14 protein-coding genes are annotated in these 20,182 nt (G+C 40.9%); 11 read left to right on the forward strand and 3 right to left on the reverse strand.

The genetic code is table 11. The features are described 5' to 3' along the window. The first annotated feature begins 203 nt into the window (after window positions 1–203). The 9 genes from J1G40_RS03370 to J1G40_RS03410 all read left to right on the forward strand — a co-directional run bounded on the left by J1G40_RS03370 (window position 204) and on the right by J1G40_RS03410 (window position 11,690). Entirely contained in the window at window positions 204–1,145 is a 942-nt protein-coding gene (locus tag J1G40_RS03370; protein WP_265240984.1) for an NADP-dependent oxidoreductase, read from the forward strand. Window positions 1,146–1,264: 119 nt separating this feature from the next. Beyond that, the gene (locus J1G40_RS03375; RefSeq protein WP_265240985.1) at window positions 1,265–2,071 is read left to right on the forward strand and encodes a DUF6503 family protein; all 807 of its coding nucleotides are present in this window, start codon (window positions 1,265–1,267) and stop codon (window positions 2,069–2,071) included. 165 nt (window positions 2,072–2,236) lie between these two features. Beyond that, entirely contained in the window at window positions 2,237–4,339 is a 2,103-nt protein-coding gene (locus tag J1G40_RS03380; RefSeq protein WP_265240987.1) for an elongation factor G, read from the forward strand. A 28-nt stretch (window positions 4,340–4,367) separates the two neighbouring features. Further along, window positions 4,368–5,228, forward strand: a complete 861-nt coding sequence (locus J1G40_RS03385) for a helix-turn-helix domain-containing protein (RefSeq protein WP_265240989.1) — start codon at window positions 4,368–4,370, stop codon at window positions 5,226–5,228. A gap of 159 nt (window positions 5,229–5,387) precedes the next feature. After that, a complete protein-coding gene (locus tag J1G40_RS03390; protein WP_265240991.1) occupies window positions 5,388–7,400 on the forward strand; it encodes a M13 family metallopeptidase in 2,013 nt (670 codons plus the stop codon). Between the two features lie 113 nt (window positions 7,401–7,513). Further along, the gene (locus J1G40_RS03395; RefSeq protein ID WP_265240993.1) at window positions 7,514–7,642 is read left to right on the forward strand and encodes a hypothetical protein; all 129 of its coding nucleotides are present in this window, start codon (window positions 7,514–7,516) and stop codon (window positions 7,640–7,642) included. 132 nt (window positions 7,643–7,774) lie between these two features. Next, window positions 7,775–9,328, forward strand: a complete 1,554-nt coding sequence (locus J1G40_RS03400) for a hypothetical protein (protein ID WP_265240995.1) — start codon at window positions 7,775–7,777, stop codon at window positions 9,326–9,328. Window positions 9,329–9,511: 183 nt separating this feature from the next. Then, window positions 9,512–10,603 carry a type 1 glutamine amidotransferase domain-containing protein gene (locus tag J1G40_RS03405; RefSeq protein ID WP_265240997.1) on the forward strand — a complete coding sequence of 364 codons (1,092 nt, stop codon included), beginning with the start codon at window positions 9,512–9,514 and terminating at the stop codon, window positions 10,601–10,603. A 37-nt stretch (window positions 10,604–10,640) separates the two neighbouring features. Further along, window positions 10,641–11,690 (forward strand): AraC family transcriptional regulator, encoded by a 1,050-nt coding sequence (locus J1G40_RS03410; protein WP_265240999.1) that lies wholly within the window; start codon window positions 10,641–10,643, stop codon window positions 11,688–11,690. A gap of 72 nt (window positions 11,691–11,762) precedes the next feature. Here the strand turns inward: J1G40_RS03410 and J1G40_RS03415 are convergent, their stop codons facing one another. Next, window positions 11,763–14,003, reverse strand: a complete 2,241-nt coding sequence (locus J1G40_RS03415; protein WP_265241001.1) for a CehA/McbA family metallohydrolase — start codon at window positions 14,001–14,003, stop codon at window positions 11,763–11,765. Window positions 14,004–14,277: 274 nt separating this feature from the next. On the opposite strand from J1G40_RS03415, the gene J1G40_RS03420 reads away from it, so the two are divergent. Both J1G40_RS03420 and J1G40_RS03425 read left to right on the forward strand, forming a co-directional pair. Beyond that, a complete protein-coding gene (locus J1G40_RS03420) occupies window positions 14,278–15,867 on the forward strand; it encodes an L-serine ammonia-lyase, iron-sulfur-dependent, subunit alpha (RefSeq protein ID WP_265241003.1) in 1,590 nt (529 codons plus the stop codon). Window positions 15,868–15,913: 46 nt separating this feature from the next. Next, window positions 15,914–16,771, forward strand: a complete 858-nt coding sequence (locus tag J1G40_RS03425) for a sulfite exporter TauE/SafE family protein (RefSeq protein ID WP_265241005.1) — start codon at window positions 15,914–15,916, stop codon at window positions 16,769–16,771. Between the two features lies 1 nt (window position 16,772). Here the strand turns inward: J1G40_RS03425 and J1G40_RS03430 are convergent, their stop codons facing one another. Together J1G40_RS03430 and J1G40_RS03435 are read right to left on the reverse strand one after the other, a co-directional pair. Continuing rightward, the gene (locus J1G40_RS03430) at window positions 16,773–18,422 is read right to left on the reverse strand and encodes a M1 family metallopeptidase (RefSeq protein WP_265241007.1); all 1,650 of its coding nucleotides are present in this window, start codon (window positions 18,420–18,422) and stop codon (window positions 16,773–16,775) included. Window positions 18,423–18,460: 38 nt separating this feature from the next. After that, on the reverse strand, window positions 18,461–19,912 hold the full coding sequence (locus J1G40_RS03435) for a M24 family metallopeptidase (protein ID WP_265241009.1): 1,452 nt from the start codon (window positions 19,910–19,912) through the stop codon (window positions 18,461–18,463). Window positions 19,913–20,182: the final 270 nt, after the last annotated feature.

Here is a 20,182-nt window from a genome sequence, read left to right on the forward strand (position 1 = left end):
ACTAATTAAATACAGACTTCAACATTTTTTTTATAAGCTTTGCTGGTACATTATTAAGACCTTAATAATAATTCCTGTTATGCTTCCCGGATTATAACATGGTAGCAGGCAACATTTTAGTATTATCCGGTTGGCCAGTATTGTAATGTTGTAATTCTCTGTTTACTTTTACTACTATACTTTAAACAGTTTAAATTAGTAATATGAAGGCGATAATATTAGAAGAAGTCGGAGCAGCGGAAAACCTGGTCATTAAAGATATAAAGCCACCAGAAGTAAAAGAAGATGAAGTACTGGTAAAGGTGAAAGCAATTGCTATTAATCCGGTAGATTATAAGGTGCGTGCTAATAAAGATATGCTAAGAAGGATTTATGGGGAACAAATGCCGGCTATTCTGGGCTGGGATATTGCCGGTATCGTGGAAACTACTGGGCAAAATGTTACTCAGTTTACGGCAGGGGATAAGGTTTTTGGAATGGTGAATTTCCCGGGGGCAGGCAGCGCATATGCAGAATTTGTAGCAGCTCCGCAAGAACATCTGGCCAAAATACCAGAGGGCATTTCATTTGAAGCAGCAGCAGCTACTACTTTGGCCGCATTAACCGCATTACAGGTATTGGAGAGCAGGGTAGGTGAAGGAGACAAGGTACTTATACATGCCGGATCTGGTGGTGTAGGGCATTTTGCCATACAAATTGCTAAAGCTTTGGGAGCTTATGTCATAAGTACCAGTTCTGCAAAGAATAAAGACTTTATAATGGCTTTAGGGGCCGATGAGCATATAGATTATAGAACGCAGGTATTTCATGATATCTTAGGCGATCTGGATTTTGTATTTGATATGTTTGGTGGGGATATCTTGTTTAACTCGGTCAAGGTGGTTAGAAATGGAGGAACAGTAATTTCAATAATGAGTCCTGTTATTTCTGATGAAACTATGGAGAAGGCAAAACAACGAAATGTGAATGTGTCAAATCTTATGGTGCAATCTAACGGCAATGATATGAACACACTTAAGAATATGCTGGTCAGCGGGGTACTAAAGCCCCATATATTCAAAACTTTTCCTTTCGACCAAATGGCGCTGGCACATAAACAACAGGAAACGGGCAGAACGGTGGGGAAAATTGTAGTTGCTTTATAGATCGGAGAGCCTAAAACTACCACTATTTACTTATATTTTGAAAGAAGAAGAATGGGTTTACGACATATAGGAATTGAAAGCCAGGATTAATTCTTATTAACCGAATAAAAATTAAAAAAATGAATACAAAACCAAAACAATTAATTACGAAAATTCAATTCCTTGTAACACTATTGTGTTTTACCTTGGTGGTGAATTCCCAGCAGGCAGACGATAAGTCCAGTGCGTTATTGGATGCCTTAACTGAGGTAAATGGGGGGTACCATAAAATCGCCTCAAAAAAGGATGTAGAATTCACTTATATCTATGATAATATGGACGCAGGGAGAGATGTTTCTACCGAGCGCCATATTTTTAACGGGGAACATTCCTGGGGTGCTTATAAAGAACACGCACGAAATGTACTTCCTAATCAAAAAGGCCTTGCAATCCAATCTCTGGTTCATGGCAAACCGGCTTTAACATTAGATGGGAAAGCCATTACAGATGAAAAGGCCATTGCGGGTACAGTATTCTTGCGGAAAGTAAACTTTTACTGGTTTACTATGATGTATAAATTAAAAGATCCCGGAACAAACTATACTTATTTAGGAACCGAAAAAATAGGGGATATTTCCTATGATAAAGTAAGTTTAATGTATGATGCCGATATCACTAAGAAAGAAAAGAACGACGAGTACATCTTGTATTTTAACCCAAATACCCATTTGATAGATCTTTTCTTTTTTTCACTGCCAGATTGGGGTATTGACAAACCCATTTTAAAAATGACGCTGGAATACGAACAAGTTGATGGGATATATCTGTCTACCGTGCGGAAATCCTACGGGCCAAATGAGCAAGGGGAATATCAAATGAATGGCATCTACACCTTTAAGGATATTAAATTTAACAATGGTTTTAAGGCCGAAGATTTTAAATTATAATCATCACTAAATTTAAAAGAAGCTAAAAAGGTCCTGTTTGGGCCTTTTTTTATTAAAACATGGTAGTTTACCGTTGCTTTTAATAGCAGATTATTTGCCCTAAAATGCTTTTATCTTTATCTTATTAGTCTAAACAAACTTGTATAACCGCAAATATGTTTGACTATGAAAGTATTTGACGATAAGCATCTAAAGAATATTGTATTAGTAGGGGCCCACGGCAGTGGAAAGACCACCCTTGCCGAAACCATGGTGTTTGAGGCAGGACTGATTAACAGACGGGGTACGGTAGAAAACAAAAATACGGTATCGGATTATCATGAAATTGAACACCTGAGGGGTACGTCGGTGTTTGCTACCCCCCTGCATACCGAATGGCGTAACTACAAAATTAATATCATAGACACTCCCGGCCTTGATGATTTTATTGGCGAAGTACTTTCATCTATAAGAGTGGCCGATACAATAGTCACTGTACTCAACGGACGTCATGGAGTAGAGATCGGTACAGAAATAATATGGAATTATGTAGACCATTTTAACAAGCCAACGCTGTTTGTGGTGAACCAAATAGACCATATGAATGCCAATTTTGATGACAGTTTCAGGGATATTAAAGCTCTGGTTGGAAACAACGCCGTTAAAATTCAGTATCCACTTAAGGTAGATGGGGCACAATGCATCGTAGATGTTTTAAAAATGAAGCTCTATAAGTTTTCAAAAGAAGGAGGAAAACCCGAAAAGTTTCCCATTCCTGAGGACCAGAAAGCCCTGGCAGACCAGTTACACAATGAACTGGTAGAAAAAGCGGCTGAGAATGACGAAGAGCTCTTAGAATTATTTTTTGATAACGGTACCCTGACCGAAGACCAAATGAGGCAGGGCATCAAAGCAGGAATGCTTAACCATGAGCTTTTTCCTGTCTTCTGTGTATCGGCCCTTAAAGACATGGGAAGTGGAAGATTAATGGGTTTTATTGATAATGTTGCCCCAGCTGCGGCAGACTTGAAACCCGAACAAAGTGTTGAAGAGAAAACAGTTGTGCGCGCTACAGAAGCACCAACCGTTCTCTTTGTATTTAAAACAGTGCATCTGACCAATTTGGGGCAGATAACCTTCTTCAAGGTAAAATCAGGGGAAGTCAAAGTAAACGACAAATTAGTTAATTCTAGAACAGGTGAGGTAGAAATCCTGAACCAGTTGTTTATTATGGACGGTAAAAAAAGAGAGCCTGTTTCAAAACTTACCGTAGGGGATATTGGTGCAACCTTAAAACTAAAATATACAGAAACCAATGATACGTTGTACGAGCAAAACCATCAATTAAAGATAAAACCGATAGCCTATCCTGAGCCCAGAACAAAAAAATCTGTCTTTGCCATAAATAAAAATGCCGAAGAAAAATTGAGTGATGCCTTGAAGAAAATTCACAGTCAGGACCCCACGGTAATTGTTTCCTATTCCAAAGAATTAAAACAACAGATACTGGGCTGCCAGGGAGAGTTGCATTTACAGACCATAGATTGGGCCCTTGAAAATATATACGGGGTGAAGGCCAGATTTGAAAAGCCCAGAATTGCTTATAGGGAAACCATTAAGCGCTCTTCATCGGCTAATTACAGGCATAAGAAGCAATCTGGGGGAGCAGGGCAGTTTGCTCAGGTGCATATGAAGATAGAACCCTGGCACCCGGGAATGCCAGAGCCTCAGGGTTTCAATATCAGAGGTAAAGAAGAAATAGAGCTTCCATGGGGTGGAAAATTAATATTCTACAATTGTATTGTGGGAGGGGTAATAGATCTAAGGTATTTGCCTTCGATTAGGAAAGGAATTCTTGAGGTAATGGAATCTGGCCCACTAACTGGTTCCTATATCAGAGATGTCAGGGTTATGGTCTACGATGGTAAAATGCACTCGGTAGACTCTAATGATATTGCCTTTAAAATTGCTGGGGCTCATGCTTTTAAGGCGGCCTTTCTTAATGCCAAGCCCAAGCTGTTAGAGCCAATTCGGGAACTGACAGTAAAGGTTCCGGAGGAAATGGTAGGCAATGTTATGACAGACCTTCAATCCAGAAGATCTGTCATCCTGGGAATAGATAGCAGTGATCGCTTTCAGATATTAAAGTGTGCCACCCCGGAATCAGAATTGTATGGATATTCTACTAACCTGCGTTCTCTGACACAGGGTAAGGCCACCTTTAATTCTGTGTTCTCCTCCTTTGAGGCAGTGCCGGATAATATTCAAAGAAATTTGGTAAAAGACTAAATAGAAAGGTATCAATAAGGGAGATAAGATGGACTCAAGATCGGGAAATACAGAAAAAGTAGCCAGATTAGACGTCCAGCTACATCCCTCCCTAAAACAGGATGATCTGCCCATACAGATTTTTATGTGGTTAGAGACCAGTAATTATCTGAACAGGCTCGAGGCCAACCAGTTCGACATCTTTACACAAAAATTTCATAAAAGCGTCTCCAAAACTTTTGATCATTTTAAAGGAAGAATAGTCCGGCAAGAAAATAACACCTATTTGGTTTTGTTTACATCGGTTACCAATGCAGTTCTATGTGCATTAAAAATACAGGCAAATTATAAGTATATCACGCCAAAAGTGTTTCCTGGGGATAGAAAATTAAAAATAGGAATAAGTGCCGCCAAGGCTGAAAAGAAAAGTAATAAATCCATGCCTGAAGTTATAACCAGGGTCTCCCGGATGTGTGCCGTGGTTGAGGGAGAGCTCATTATAACTTCCGCAATAAAAAGGGCTTATGAACAGGAGAATAAAAATGCCCTTATAGATCAGGAACTCATACGGACTTTAAAGCAGTGGGAGGAGCGATTTTTAGACCAACTAATGGAATACATTGAAAAGAGCTGGAATACGCCCAATTTTAGTGTGAGTAAGATGAGTGCGGAAATGGGCTGGAGCAAATCACAATTGTATAGAAAACTCATAAAATTAACTGGGAAATCCCCCAACACCTTCATCAGGGAGTATAGATTGCAAAGAGCCCTGGGGTTATTACACAAAGGATTTGGCAATGTTTCCAAAATTGCTTCCGAATCCGGATTCAGAAGTCCGTCTTATTTTTCCAAATGCTTTTTGGATAAATTCGGGATTTTACCTTCAAAATATGCCAAACAGCATATTTAATAAATAGCATTCCTTCCATACAATAAAAGCTGTTATAGCTATCAGGAAAATTCTATGAGGCTGTACTTTTAAAAAATGAGCATTGTTGCTTCTTGATGCAACATAATGCATTAGCGCTACTTGAAAAATCAGCTATATTTGTGAAAACTACATTATTTTATGAAACATCTTCTATACTGCGCATTATTTCTTGTGCTGCTTGGTGCCTGCAAAAAAGAAAGTACCCCCGAATTAAAAAAAATAGATTTCTCCGGAATAGACCCTTCCATAAAACCAGGAGATAATTTCTTTGAACATGTAAATAAATCCTGGTATGACCAGGCGGTGATCGCGGATGACCAGGTTGGGGTGGGAGCATACCGATTTTTAAATATTCCTCAAAAGAAACTGCTCCAGAAAATTCTGGAAGAACTGTCTGCAGAAGAGCATGTAGCTGGGAGCAAGGAACAAATGGTAGGAGATTTTTATGCTTCCGGAATGGATACCACGGGTATTAACCAACGCGGGCATGAGCCAATTATGCCACGCTTAAAAGAATTGGATGCTGTTGATGATGTTCCGGGCATGATGCGTTTTGTAGCCAATCAGCTTCTGGCCAGTGATTATTCTATAGTAGTGCCATACGTTTCTCCGGATAATGCTAATAGCAACATTAATATTTTGCATGTTGTACAGTCTGGTCTTGGATTGCCAGACAGGGACTATTACTTTAAAACAGATTCTTCTACTGTTGCCATTCAGAAGGCTTATAAACAGTACCTTACAACCCTTTTTGAACTAGTTGGAGATAAGGCCGCCAAAGAGAAATCCCAGGTGGTTTATGCAATTGAGGAGCAGTTAGCGGATGCTCATAAAACCAGGATTGAACGCCGGAATGTAAAAGAGAATTATAATAAGATGTCACTGGCAGAGATAAATCAAAATCAGGCGAACATCGGTTGGGATCAACTGTTTGGGCATTTGGGTGTATCACCAGATTCAATAGACATGAAACAGCCTGCTTATTATGACCGGTTAAATAGCATGCTTAAATCTGTGCCGCTTGCTAATTGGAAGACCTATTTAAAGGCCAATACCATTGCCAACTATGCCAATATTTTAAGCAAGCCATTCCAGGATGCCAGTTTTGAGTACTCTAAAGTATTAACAGGCCAATCCGAACAAAAGACCCGTGCTGAGCTCATGGCACAAAATGTGGATCGTCAGATAGGGTTTGCCCTGGCACAATTGTACGTGCAAAGGTATTTTAACGAAGATGCAAAAAAGAGGGCCAATGAACTGGTAGATAACCTGCAGAAGGCTTTTGAAATAAGGATAGACCGGCTCGATTGGATGAGCGATAGCACCAAATTAAAGGCTAAAGACAAATTGTATGCTATTACCAAGAAAATAGGCTACCCCGATGTATGGAGAGAATATGATGGGGTGGCCATTGCCAGGGACACCTATTTTGAAAATGTGGTGGCATTGCAGAAGAATAATTTCCAATATAATCTGAAGAAATTTAACCAACCCCCAAATAAAGAAGAGTGGGGGACTACCCCGCCCACAGTTACAGCTTATTACAATCCTCCTCGAAATGAGATTGTATTTCCGGCGGGGATACTCCAGGATCCTTATTTTGACCTTTACGCAGATGATGCTATTAATTACGGCGGTATAGGAATGGTTATTGGCCATGAGTTTACCCATGCCTTTGATGATCAGGGTGCCCAGTATGATAAAGATGGAAATGTCAATAACTGGTGGACAGAGGAAGATTATGAGAAATTTAAAGCGAAAACTCAGCAGGTGATAGACCGCTACAGTTCATTTTCTGTCCTGGATAGTGTTCATCTTAAAGGAGCTCTGACGGTTGGTGAAAACACTGCAGATATTGGCGGGATAGCAATAGCCTACGATGCTTTTAAAATGACCGCACAGGGGCAAGACACCACTCGCATTGATGGTTACACCCCGGATCAGCGTTTCTTTTTATCTATTGCCAGAATTTGGAGGGTAAAGACCAGAGATGAGTTTATGCGAAATTATGTAACCACCGATCCTCATTCTCCTGCAATATGGAGGGTTAACGGACCTCTGATGAATTTCACCCCCTTTTACGAAGCCTTTGATGTTCAACCTGGGGATAAGAATTACAAACCCGAATCTGAGCGGATTAAGATATGGTAATGCAGTAAGAAGTCTTTATTAATTTTACCCTTATGAGTAGCATTCTGTTATGAAGCATTATCTCGAGGTAATTTTTATAAGGGGCTCATCTTAACGCATAAATTCTAGATTGTATGAGAGAAGAAGTAGTCAGGACCAAAGAAGTATATAAAAGTTGCTTCTTTGTGGGTTGTGCCGCGGTTATTATCTTTATTTTAATTGCGGTTATTTATTTCTTTCTATGGCCATATTCTTTAGAATAGCAGTATGCACTATAACTATGGGAGGATTACTTTCTGAGAGGAGAACGAAAGCCTGCATATTCATTCATTTTCATTAAAATTCCTATCTTCAAAAAATCGAAAACAAACTTCAACCAACCATAATTCTTTAGCATGTACCCACCAAACTTTATTAATGCATCATATTCATTTTTTGCCAATATGATGGTACAGGATCCTGAAACCGGATTAGGCAATAGATTTGTTTTTATTCTTGTTGCGATAGGTATTGCCTATGTTTCCAGGTTCTTCTTACTTAAAAGGATGAACCACTGGATGATGTCTGCCTCCGAGAAAGCAGTTATTGAGGAAAAGGAAAACAACACTCCTGAAGTTAAAAACAGCTCAGGCATCAGCTTTAATATGCTGGATACCAATGCAGATTTTAGCAGTACCGCGGTAGACAGAGAAACAATGGTTAGCAGAGCCAAAAAGGGTATGACCCAGCATTTTAAGCTCGATTTGCTAATTGTTGTAATCTATGCCATAGCAGGTTTAATTGTTTATATGGAGGCATTCACCGGATACGAGAATTACGTTTTAATTACCGGGTATGAAAATGCCGAAGGCTTATATATAGAGACATTAAAACGGGGAATGTTTTATTTTCTGTATTTGGGCCTCTTCCTTGTTTGGGTAGTTATGAGGTATATTGGTTTCAGACATCAGTTTAAGGCCTACCAGGAAGGAATATTTGGACTAATATCTCCGTTGTGGAAATTTGTATTTGCGGTATTTCAGTCGAGGTGGTATATGTTGTTGGCGGCAGTAGTCTTGTTGAATTCTTTTGTGAATGGTGCCTTTGCCACCATTGCAGGTCTTACAAGCGAAGGGTTGACGATGCTCTTCCCGGTGTTGCTGCATATTGTTATAATATTGCGAGTCAGGGGCCGGGCTAAAAAACGCCCTAATCTTAAGCTTCTTATTCTAAGGGTATTCCTGATCAATAAAACTTCTATGTTTACTTTTTCAAGACTGGCCAGGTTCTGGAAACATTTTGGCGCGTACTTTACTGTGGCAGACCCATCATTTTACAAGGTCTATTGGAAAAGAAGGTTTAACCATGTGTTTCCTGTATTTATTGTGCTGTTATTTTTAGTCTATACCCAAATAGAGAACTCTATGTCCGATTCTGGTTCGGGTTCTCCTTTTGGCCCATTTCTGTTCTTACTTTTTATTGGGGCTTTGATATTTATTGTTATTAGTGTTAAACGCCTGAAGTCTAATTTTGTGAGTGATAAGGTTGCACTAGAGAAAGAGCTTAACAAACTGGAAATGCAACCGGTAAAACTAGACAATACATTTAAAGAAAAACCCATGTCTTGTTATGACAATACCTGGAAGCTTACGGTAGAACGGCTGGTTGTAACAGCCAATGTGGTGCTGATGGATTTGAGGGGCTTTTCGGAAAAAAATAAAGGTTGTGAATACGAAGTAAATCTATTGTTAAATACAGTGCGTTTAGATAATATTTTGTTCCTGGGATACCCCGATGCCATTTCATTAATTAAAGATGTGATAAATAAAAAGTTTTCAACCCTGGATAAGGACTCTCCTAATGCGGCACTGGTAAATCCGGTGGCCACTATCTTTGAGGTACATAAGGAAAACAACAAGGAAACACAGCAGATAATGGATGTGTTAATAGCGAAAGCCCTTGCGGAATAGGGTGTTCTTGTTATTTGGTGTTATGTGCAGACAAAGATTGCTTATGATTAAAATACTTTTCTACTATCCCAATTTTTCAATACTTCTAAAGTAATTTAATACTGACGGAATTATCATTTAAACAGCTTTTACGATATATAAGGTCTTATTTAGCCCAAAATCTAATAAGTAATCTTAATTATCATGTTGAAAAAATATCCGATTTTAAAATGGACCTTAATCACCATTACTGGTTTAATTGTTCTTCTCTTTTCCTTTGGACTCTGGTTTAAAGGTTTAATTCCTCCAAGTGACAAACAAATAGGGAACACCCTGGTAGAAAACCTTCCGTATGTATCTGAAAATGTTCCTCAGACAAGGGGAAAGATACTTGCTGTGGTGACCAGTACAGATCTTATGGGTAGCAGTGGAAAAACTACTGGCTATGAGTTAACTGAACTGGCCCGCGCCTATTATGTTTTTAAAGCCAACGGTTTTGAGGTAGATGTCGCAAGCCCAAAAGGAGGGAAACCGCCTGTGGTTATAGATGATGAAGATATGGGCGCCTATGATTTCGCGTTTCTAAATGATTCGAATGCCCAGAAGAAGGCAAATAACACCATTGCCATAGAGGAAGTGGTTGAAGAGGATTATGAAGCGGTCTTCTTTGTTGGGGGTAAAGGGGCCATGTTTGATTTTCCTGAAAACAAAAAGATTCAAAGTATTATAAGAAACTACTATCAGAACAACAAAGTGGTAGGAGCTGTATGCCATGGCCCGGCCGCCCTGGTGAACGTTACCTTAGAGAATGGCAAATCTATTCTGGAGAATAAAACCGTGAGTAGTTTTACCAATGAAGAGGAGCTCTTATTAATTCCTGATGCAGCATCTATATTCCCCTTTCTTTTACAAGATAAGTTAACCTCAAGAGGGGCGCGCTTTAGTGCCGGGGCTATGTACCTTGAAAAAATGAGTCATGACCAGAATTTGGTCACAGGTCAGAATCCCTGGTCTGTTTGGGCAGTGGCCGAAACTATGGTAAAGCAATTGGGATATACCCCAAAGTACCGTGAAATTACTGATGAGGAAAATGCGGTGAAAGTCCTGAATGCCTATCATGAGCAAGGTACCGAAGAGGCCAGAACAATGCTAAGAGAAATGGCGGGTAATGCTAATACCCCTGTTAACCGGGTACTGATTGCAAAACACGGTATCATTGCGGTAATGAAAGGCAATGTTGGAGGGTTCTATGATCTTATCGGTCTGGTTTCTTTTGCCAAAAAAATGGAAGGCTAGCGGATAGATTATAGTTAAATTTGGGAAAAATAGGCAGTTGGGGTTTTCAGATATACTTCTTATACTAATCAGTAGTGCCGGGCTTTTGCATGGAGTATTTTTTGCAAGCTATCTCTGTTTTTTTAATAAGAAAAGAACACTCCCTAACCTGTTACTGGGATTGGTACTGGTTTTCATGGCCTTCAGGATCGGGAAATCTGTCATGCTGTATTTTGGAGATGAATTGGAGCCGCTGTTTATTTTTGCCGGATTATCCCTGCTTCTTGTTATAGGGCCCTTATTGCGATGGTATGTATTAACAATGACCAGGGCACATTTTAGGATCCCCAGGAATTTCCTGGCAGAACTGGTGCCGTTTATACTGGTTTTGGTTATGAGTTTTTTTATCACCAAAGATTGGTTTGATGAAAACAACAAACAGGCTGTAATCGTCTTTGCCAGTAGTATAATCTTCATCTACCTGCATTTGGCTTTTTACATATTAATGAGCGCCCGTATGGTAAAGAAAATTGCCATTGACCATCCGAAGGCTCAACGCACAAAATCACAAACCGCCCTGCTGAAATGGTTAAGGTTATTGTTGGTGGGTTTTGTGTTTATATGGGGATCGTATGTCCTGAATATTATTGAAGACACAGTGCCCTATATCGTAGGTCCTATTGTGTATTCTTTAGTCATCTATTATTTAAGTTACCAGGCCTTCAGGCTGAAGGCCACCCAGATAGACGGCGAAGTATTTGCCAAAAACGACAATGCTATTTTGTTTGAAGAGATTACCGGGATTATGCAAGAAAAAAAGATCTACCTGGAATCCGATGTTTCCCTGGGCAGTTTAAGTGCCCTTCTTGAAAAAAGCACCCAGAAGACCTCGGAGGCTATTAACCAGTATGCCAAACAGAATTTTAATGATTTTATAAACTACTACCGCATTCAGCATGCAAAAAGTCTGTTGCTAGATGGGCATGCAGAAAAGTATACCATTTCTTCTATCGCCTTTGATATAGGGTTCAGCAGTTTATCTTCCTTTAATACCGCCTTTAAAAAGTTTGAAGGGATTACACCTTCGGCGTATCGGAAAAGGGGTTGATAGTGGTGAGCTGTCCTGGTAGGATTAGATTCACTCCTAATAAATCAGTTATAATAGCTAGCATATTTTTGTCTATTCTCGTCCTAAGGCCGTCGCGCTTTTCACTATGTCCTCATAAACCATTCTGCCTTCTTCAATGATCCTGAGCACTTCTGTTTTTTGATTTTCATTATCAAATAACCCTTTCGTTTTAACCCAATCGGCCAGACGATCTGTAATTTGTATAAATTTTTTGGCCGGTTCAGCCTGGCCTGCGGGTCTTCCTTCCATATTAATATATACAGGATTAGAATGTGCCCCCTGGCACCGTACCGCTAACCATCCAGAATCTTTTAAATTTACCTGAATAGAGGTCTGAGAAGTTTTAAGTATGACTTTCCCATTATATACTACTTCAACGGGCAATGCACCGTTCGGACTAAGTGCCTGGGCCTTTATCTCAAAAACAGTCTGTTCATTTTTAACATCCAGAGTACTCCCGGGATGCTCACCATTAACACTAAAAAACAACATGGGCCCGCGGGTGATAAAACTGTTTCCCTCTCGCAATCTTTTTCTCCAGTTATCCATGGTAAATTTTTGCTCTCCTAAATAAACATAGACCCTGGGCGTATCTTTCAGGAACCAGTCGGGGCCTGCCGTGGCCGGAATCTTAAATCCGCAATTGAGAAGATCATACCAGACATCGGTTTGCCCGCCATTGCCTTCAATTTCTGCTATTTGAATTTTTCCAAGCGCAACATCCACCGGCATTTCAAAGCCGGTTGAAGGCCAACCAGCCTTTATCTGTCCAATCTTATTTGCCCTGAAAACACCGAAATGTGCGGCAATAGTATTTGCACCCTGTGCCAGAGCCTTATCTAGAATAGTGGCATTGGCAGGATAATCGGGACCTCCAACTTCCCCCAGTGCCCCTGTACTGATGGGTTGTATCAAAGAGCCAAGTCCAAGAAAAGCAAGATGCCCATAGGGGTTGTTTCTAAACTCTTCCCCGTAGCTGATATGATGCTCCTCAGTGCTAAAAGCGTCTCTGGGACCCATCGGATACTCATTGGCATATATGGCATGTGTGTTCCATTCCCCTTTAAGGGTTAATATATACGAAGCTTTTAAATCTTCTGCCCGTGAAACCAGCGGCCAATACTGACTAAATTGTACCGGACTTCCTAAATCTGTGGTATGGATATGGGTCTGTCCGGAATACCAACCCAAATGGGGCATATTAATCCAGCGCTCCATAGCCACATTTACTTTTCCGTCTTCCGGGATTTGTAATTCTAAAGGCTTGTATTCAAATCCGTGATAGATCCTGGCCGTCTTCCCTTTGGGACTGGTTCCTAATTTTCCTTCACCCTCCAAATAGAAAAATGGGCCCGGCTGATTTTCCCAAAGGGTAGTGTTCCAGCCTACTTTCCTGTTTCGATCAACCGCATAGTAAGCCCCCTGGATTGGAGTCCAATATTTGTTGTCCCTGGCATCACTGACTTCCACCCTTACCGCTAAGGGCTCACCACTCTCTTTGTCTGTAATATTAAAATCAATGACCTCTTTAAAGGAGGAATCTGTTTTAGTAACACTATCAACATCAGATGGTAAGTTTACATGTGTCAGATTATCGTTTGAAGGCAGCAAGGTATATCTGTTATCGCGCTGGGGAGTTCCGTCTAGTTTAATCAGGGCTGTAGCGATATTTCCATTACCGTCATTTATGCTCAGTGAACTGGTCGTCAGCGTTTGGTTTAATGGCGCGAACACTACAAATGTATATCTGGTGGCATTGGCGGCTATCGAAATATTTTTGTTCCAAAATAATATTTCATCGCTTGCAGCGCTATTCAAATTTACATTGGCTACTGTATTTCTATTGTTCTGTATTTCCACCAGCAAGACTTTAAAGTGCTGTAGCTGAACGGCTATAACAGGAGCATCCCAATCGCTGCTTATAGATTGGTCCAGGCTAAATCTGATAGCCGGCTGGTTTTGCACTAAATCTGCAAAGTACTTTCGGCATTCCTCCATGAGTTGTCCCTGCTTGGCCTTGGTCTTGGCAATCTGCTCCATCACGTCTTCAGAGTTGATCAGTAAATCCTGATCATCTGTAAGTCTTCGTATTGTCCAGGATTCGTATTTGAGTTCTTGCCAGGTTTTGAATATTTCAGCGGCCCGGGAATCCTCTATCCGCAGCAGTTGTATTGCCATTAGGTAGTCGTTCAATTCTGCAAGATCTGCATCATGGTGCCCATCATGAGCCAATGCAAAAAGATTAAAGACGAAGGAGAATACCAATGAAAGGATGACGATTCGTGTTTTCATTTTGCGCTATTTATCGTTGTGCTTTCAAGGGGGTAAGGCCCATGAGCATCAATTTTATATTCAATAATTAAAATAGTGATTTTTAATTTTAAGACAAGGCAATTGCCAGTGTATTTGCCTGACCTACAAAAACTATAATGAAATATGACGTTCAATTAAATAAGTGAATTTGGATGTTTGGTCTCAATAAATGGATGCATTTGATACGTCATTGACAAAATCCTTATATCTTTATTAAACCCTTGATTTTCAAATATGAATTGAAATTCGCCAAATGAAAACATATCCCAGTATCTTTAATGATGTCATTGGCCCGGTGATGCGCGGCCCTTCCAGTTCGCACTGTGCGGCTTCTTTACGCATTGGCAGAATGTGCCGTGATTTAATGGATGGGGATATTAAAGAAGTGTATATCGAGTTTGATCCAAACGGTTCCCTGGCCACTACGCACAAAGGGCAGGGATCGGACATGGGGTTATTTGGAGGTTTTCTGGGATGGAATGCAGACGATGAGCGCCTGCCCAATTATTTAGAAGCGATAGAAGAAGCCGGGATTTCAATTAAAATAGACATTCATCCCATTGGTGCCACACATCCCAATACTTATAAGATCACCCTAAAAAATGATAAGGAATCAGGATACGTAACCGCCCTTTCTCTAGGGGGAGGTATGGTAGAGGTAATTGAAATTGATGGGGCCAGGGTGAGCATGGCCGGCGATTTTTATCAGACCCTTGTCTATGTTTCATCAGTTGGCCCTCTGGTAGAGCAAATAGAAAATTCCTTTCCCTGTGATGAAATTGCGGTGCGAGAGGGGAGCGCTACTTTTATTGAAATTAAATCAAATCAATTCCTTAGTAAACAGCTAGAGCAGGAACTCCTGGCCAAAGATGAAGTGCTTTTCATAAAGAAAATTCATCCTGTACTGCCGATAATGGCGCGTAAAGACCTAAGTGTTCCCTTTATCACTTGTGATGAAATGCTAGAATACAATACAGATAAAGACTTAGAATTGTGGCAGTTAGCGGTGGCTTATGAAAGTGAACGTGGAAGTATTTCAGAGCAGGAAGTATTTGAAAAAATGCGTGATATTCTAGGCATCATGGAGAACGCCATTGATCTTGGTTTACAAGGCACCCAATATGACGACCGGATTTTGGGAGCACAATCCCAGGAGTATCAGAAGAAGTTAAAAGAGAAAAAACTGGTAGAGGGAGATATCCTGAATAACGTGATCTTATATACCTCGGCAATGATGGAGGTAAAAAGTGCCATGGGCGTTGTGGTTGCAGCTCCTACAGCCGGCTCTTGTGGTGCGCTTCCCGGTGCAATTATCGGGATTGGCCATACTTTAAAACTCTCGGAAGATGAAATGGTAAAGGCCCTATTGGCTGCAGGTATGATAGGGGTGTTTATTGCAGCTCATGCTACTTTCGCAGCAGAAGTTGGAGGTTGTATGGCCGAATGCGGATCGGGATCTGGGATGGCAGCCGCGGGGATTGTAGGGCTACAAAAAGGCAGCCTGCATCAATCGCTTTCCGCAGCATCTACAGCTTTGCAGTCGAGCCTGGGAATGATATGCGATATGATTGCAGACAGGGTAGAGGCGCCTTGTCTGAACAGAAATGTTATGGCAGCTACAAATGCCATTTCCTGCGCCAATATGGCGCTGTCCGAATACGACCATTTAATTCCGCTAGACGAAGTTATAGCTACAATGAAAAGGGTAGGGGATGCCCTTCCCAATACGCACCGCTGTACCGGACTGGGTGGTTTGGCCATTACAAAAACTGCAAAAGAGATAGAAGCCAGATTGGCAAAAGGGGAAACAATTAAAGGCAAGGCTTTTTATAAAGTATGCTAGACCAAGACCATAGGGTTAAGGCAAAACAGGCTTTTAAATTACATCTATGATAACAGCAATTTGGATTTCATTGGCCGGGCTTGCCCTCTGGTTTGCTATTGTTTTAACCAAGGACTTTCTTACGCACAGAAAGACACTGGAAGACAGCAGTTGGCTTAAAACTTCTGTTATAGGCTTTGTTGTAAATTTCTTTGATGTCCTTGGCATTGGTGCATTTGCCCCGCAAACCGCCCTGCTAAAGTTTACAAAACAAACCAAAGACAAGCATATCCCGGGTACCATGAACGTTGCCAATACGCTTCCGGTGTTGTTACAGGCACTAATTTTTATAACCATTATTGAAGTAGAACCCATAACCCTGGTAGCCATGTTCTTAGCTGCAGCACTGGGTGCAGTTCTGGGCGCCGGTATTGTCGCCAAATTATCAGAAAAGAAGATCAGATTGGTAATGGGCTTTGCATTATTGGTCACTGCTTTTTTTATGTTAGCGACCAATATGGAATGGATACAGGGCGGGGGTGAGGCCATAGGCCTCTCTAACGGCAAACTTGCCATTGCGGTAATCGCCAACTTTGGATTAGGAGCTTTGATGACTGCTGGGATTGGACTTTATGCCCCTTGCATGGCTCTGGTCTTTGCCCTTGGGATGTCTCCCAAAGTAGCCTTTCCAATTATGATGGGTTCCTGTGCTTTTTTGATGCCTCCGGCTTCAATTCGTTTTATTCGTGAAAAGGCGTATAACAAAAAGGCCGCCGTAGCCATGGCGATTCCGGGGATTGTTGCAGTAGCCATTGCCGCTTTTATAGTAAAGTCGTTACCTCTGGATGTACTCAGATGGGTGGTAATTGTGGTTATTCTTTATACTTCAGGAGTAATGCTATATGCGGGATTAAAAAAAGAATAACTTAGTGCTTTTCTTTAAAATCTGCGTCCATCAATACCCATGAATTGGGGTCGATAACCATTTTTTCTGGAACGAAATCAAGGGAAAAAGTATACTGCTTTGATTTTTCATCCATCTGTAACTTTTTGATGTGATGCTGTTTTTGATCCGGCCCGTAAATCCCCAGCTCCAATGGCATCTTAAAAAAACTCCCATCGGTCTGTACCTGATCAAGTAGTACGGTTACTTCTTTTTTCTGGCTATTATAATGCCATGTGCCTTTGTATTTCAATGCCCCTCCTTTGTAGAGCCATTGCGTAAAAAAATATTCAAGATTCATCCCTGAAGCCTCCTCCATTTCTCTTCGAAAATCGGCAGTAGTAGCATTAGCATCTTTGTATTTCTTGTAATACGATCTGATTCCCTTCCAGAAATTGTCTGTACCTACTACTCCTCGAAGCATATGTAATACCCAACTTCCTTTTTGGTAGGTCTGTGAACTGGTTACTTTAGACATATCAGAAAGATTATCATGGACAATTCGATAATCCGGGTGGGTCCTGTAAAAATCATCTACTCTTTTTTTACTTTTTGCGAGTCCTTCCAAAAACGCATCATGGCCATATTGATGGGCAATAAAGAGCAAGGTGAAATAGGTGGCAAATCCTTCACTAAGCCATACATCATCCCAATCGTACTCCGTGACAGCATTTCCGAACCATTGATGGGCAATTTCATGTATTACCACATTACGCCAGCGCTCGTTTCTATCGCCTACCACAGAATTATCCCCGTAAAGAATGGCAGAAGCTGCTTCCATGCCACCACCCACACTGTTCGACTGTATATTGGCCAGTTTTTCGTAAGAAAAAGGGCCCACCTGATTACTGTAATATTCTAATGCGCTCCTGGTGGGTATAGCAAAATCGTAAAAACCAGCCTCCCTGTCCTGGGGATATACCCATGTCTGGATAGATTTCCCATTAAAATCGCCCACATATTGCACCGCAAACCTGGCTACTCCCAGAACATACAGCCATGTGGCAATAGGTACGGATTGTTTCCAATGCGTAAGACGCATGCCATTTGCCAAGTTGGTTTCTTCCATCATCAATCCGTTAGAAACCACCTGATAGTGCCCAGGTGCAGTAACTACAAATTCACAGCTAGCTTTGTCATATGGGTGGTCTATTGTGGCCAACCAGTTTCGGGCCTTATTGGGCCAGTTATCGCTAAAAAATGTGCGGTCATCATATTTGTTATTTGCAATTATGAGCCCCGTTGCCGGTATACCTTTGTAAGATATCGTATAGCTGCTTTTTTGATTGTGGGAAGATGGGGCCGGTAGCTGTATGGTCAGCACATCATTCTTATGGGTGAACGTTAAGGATTCACCTTCAGAAACCACTTTACTAACCAACATCCCTTTGTTGCCTAACTTTTCGGAAGCCTTGATGAGATCTAAGCGTAAACTTGTTACCCCAGCAGCCAGATAGCGGATATCTATGGTCTCTCTGACACGAATTTCATCTGTGACATCAGACAAGCTGATACGGAATGTATAGTTAATTGCATCTATTTTGGGATTCTTCGGATAATTGTCTGTAAGCGTATCTGCCGAAACAGGAGTGATCAACCCAGTCACTGCAAAGAGGATTAAGCAGAATTTCATAGGTGAAAAATATGTCTTTCGTAGTATCAAAATGGATGCTAATTTTTAAAAGGCAGTTGGCTTGGCGGATGGAACTCTGTTAAACCTTCTTCTTTTATCGTTTTTTCTATGGCTTCAATAGAAGAAGGTACAAAGGCACTTAGGTTTTCTACACCATCTTCTGTAACCAGGGCCACATCTTCTATGCGTATGTATAACCGTTCTTCAGGAATCCAGATCATCGGATCTATAGTAAAGACCATACCCGGCTGCAAGGGTACATGATGTACAACGCCTACGTCATGAACCGCCATCCCTACGGGGTGTTGAAAATGCCCCCTGAATTTTATTCCTTCTTCCACAGCTTTTAAATGCTGTGGTTTTGCAAAGGTTTTTCCTTTTAAGTATTGTTTCATATCAGCAGCGGCACGGTCTAACACCTCGTCTGAAGTAACTCCTGGTCTTACATATTTAAAAAGGGCATCTCTATAGGCTACAATGTAGTCATACAGTGCTTTTTGTGTCTTGTTAAACTTCCCATTGACGGGCCATATCCGGGTAACATCACTGGTATAATATTTATAGTCCGGTGCATAGTCCATCAATACCAAGTCACCGGCATTGAGGACATCTGTCTTATGAAAGTAATGTCCCATATAAGCATTGGTACCTCCTCCTATGATAGAGGCATAGCCATCTCCACGAGAGCCATTTAGGTGAAAAACGTATTTGGCAGCAGCATCGAGTTGATATTCATAAATTCCGGGTTTGGTAGAACGCATTGCTTCTATGATGCCCAATCCGGCAATTTGTGTGGCTTTGCGGATGAGTAGGATTTCTTCTTCACTCTTGATGAGCCTGAGCTCATCCAGGATTGGAGAAAGATCACGGATCTGAAATTGTGGAAATTGCGAATTTATTTTTTGAACAAACAGGGCCTCTTTTGCTGGGGTAGTATCCCATGGATCTGCTGCGATACGCCCCTGTGCATATAAAATCTCGTCCCTGCTGTCATTACCGGTTTCAGCCGGGCCCAAAGGTGTAAATAGTAGGGGAGTGGCAGATTTTATAAGACCTGTCCTGAGCAGGTCTGCCGACAAATACTCATAAGCTTTAACTTTAGTAACCCCGGTGAGGCTTTTAACCAGTTCCGCATCTTCTGCCGACAACACTTTTCCCTGGCCCTGTTCCCTGCCTTTATCCCTATGGGGAAGGTACAGCGTACTTTGTCTGTTCTTGCCATTTAATAATAAATAGGCGTGATCTGTCTCTAATCCGGTGAGGTAGTAAAAAGTATTAGACTGGCGGAAAATACTGAATCCGGCATGCCCGCTTGCACCCTGAATCAGTGCTATAGCATTGTTGCCTATAGCATCTAGCAGTTTTGTACGTCGCTGGGTAAAATTTTCAACAGAGAAATCGGTCTGGTAATGATGATCATCCTGAGATAGAATCGGAGGTGCTATACATAAAAGGAGGGCTACGGTAATGGTTTTAAAAGTGTTTATCATGAAGGTTGGGTTAAAGCTTATCTATAGATCTCTTTTCATTTGCAAGTGATTGAAATTAAGAAATAATAATTAGTCTTCGGGCCATGAGGTACTTCATCTTATTAATAGCCTTTTTCTGGAATTAAAAAATGAAAGAATGATTTAGTAGCTTGCAGCTAGTTATTATAGCTAAAGCTTTTGAGTACTACTTTATTCCACTTAAGAGTAGTCCTACTTAGAATAGTAGTATAAAATTTCTTATCTTGTAGTATACAGTTATTTACAAAATTA

The organism is Muriicola sp. Z0-33 (assembly GCF_026126425.1).
Classification (GTDB): domain Bacteria; phylum Bacteroidota; class Bacteroidia; order Flavobacteriales; family Flavobacteriaceae; genus JAFMPW01.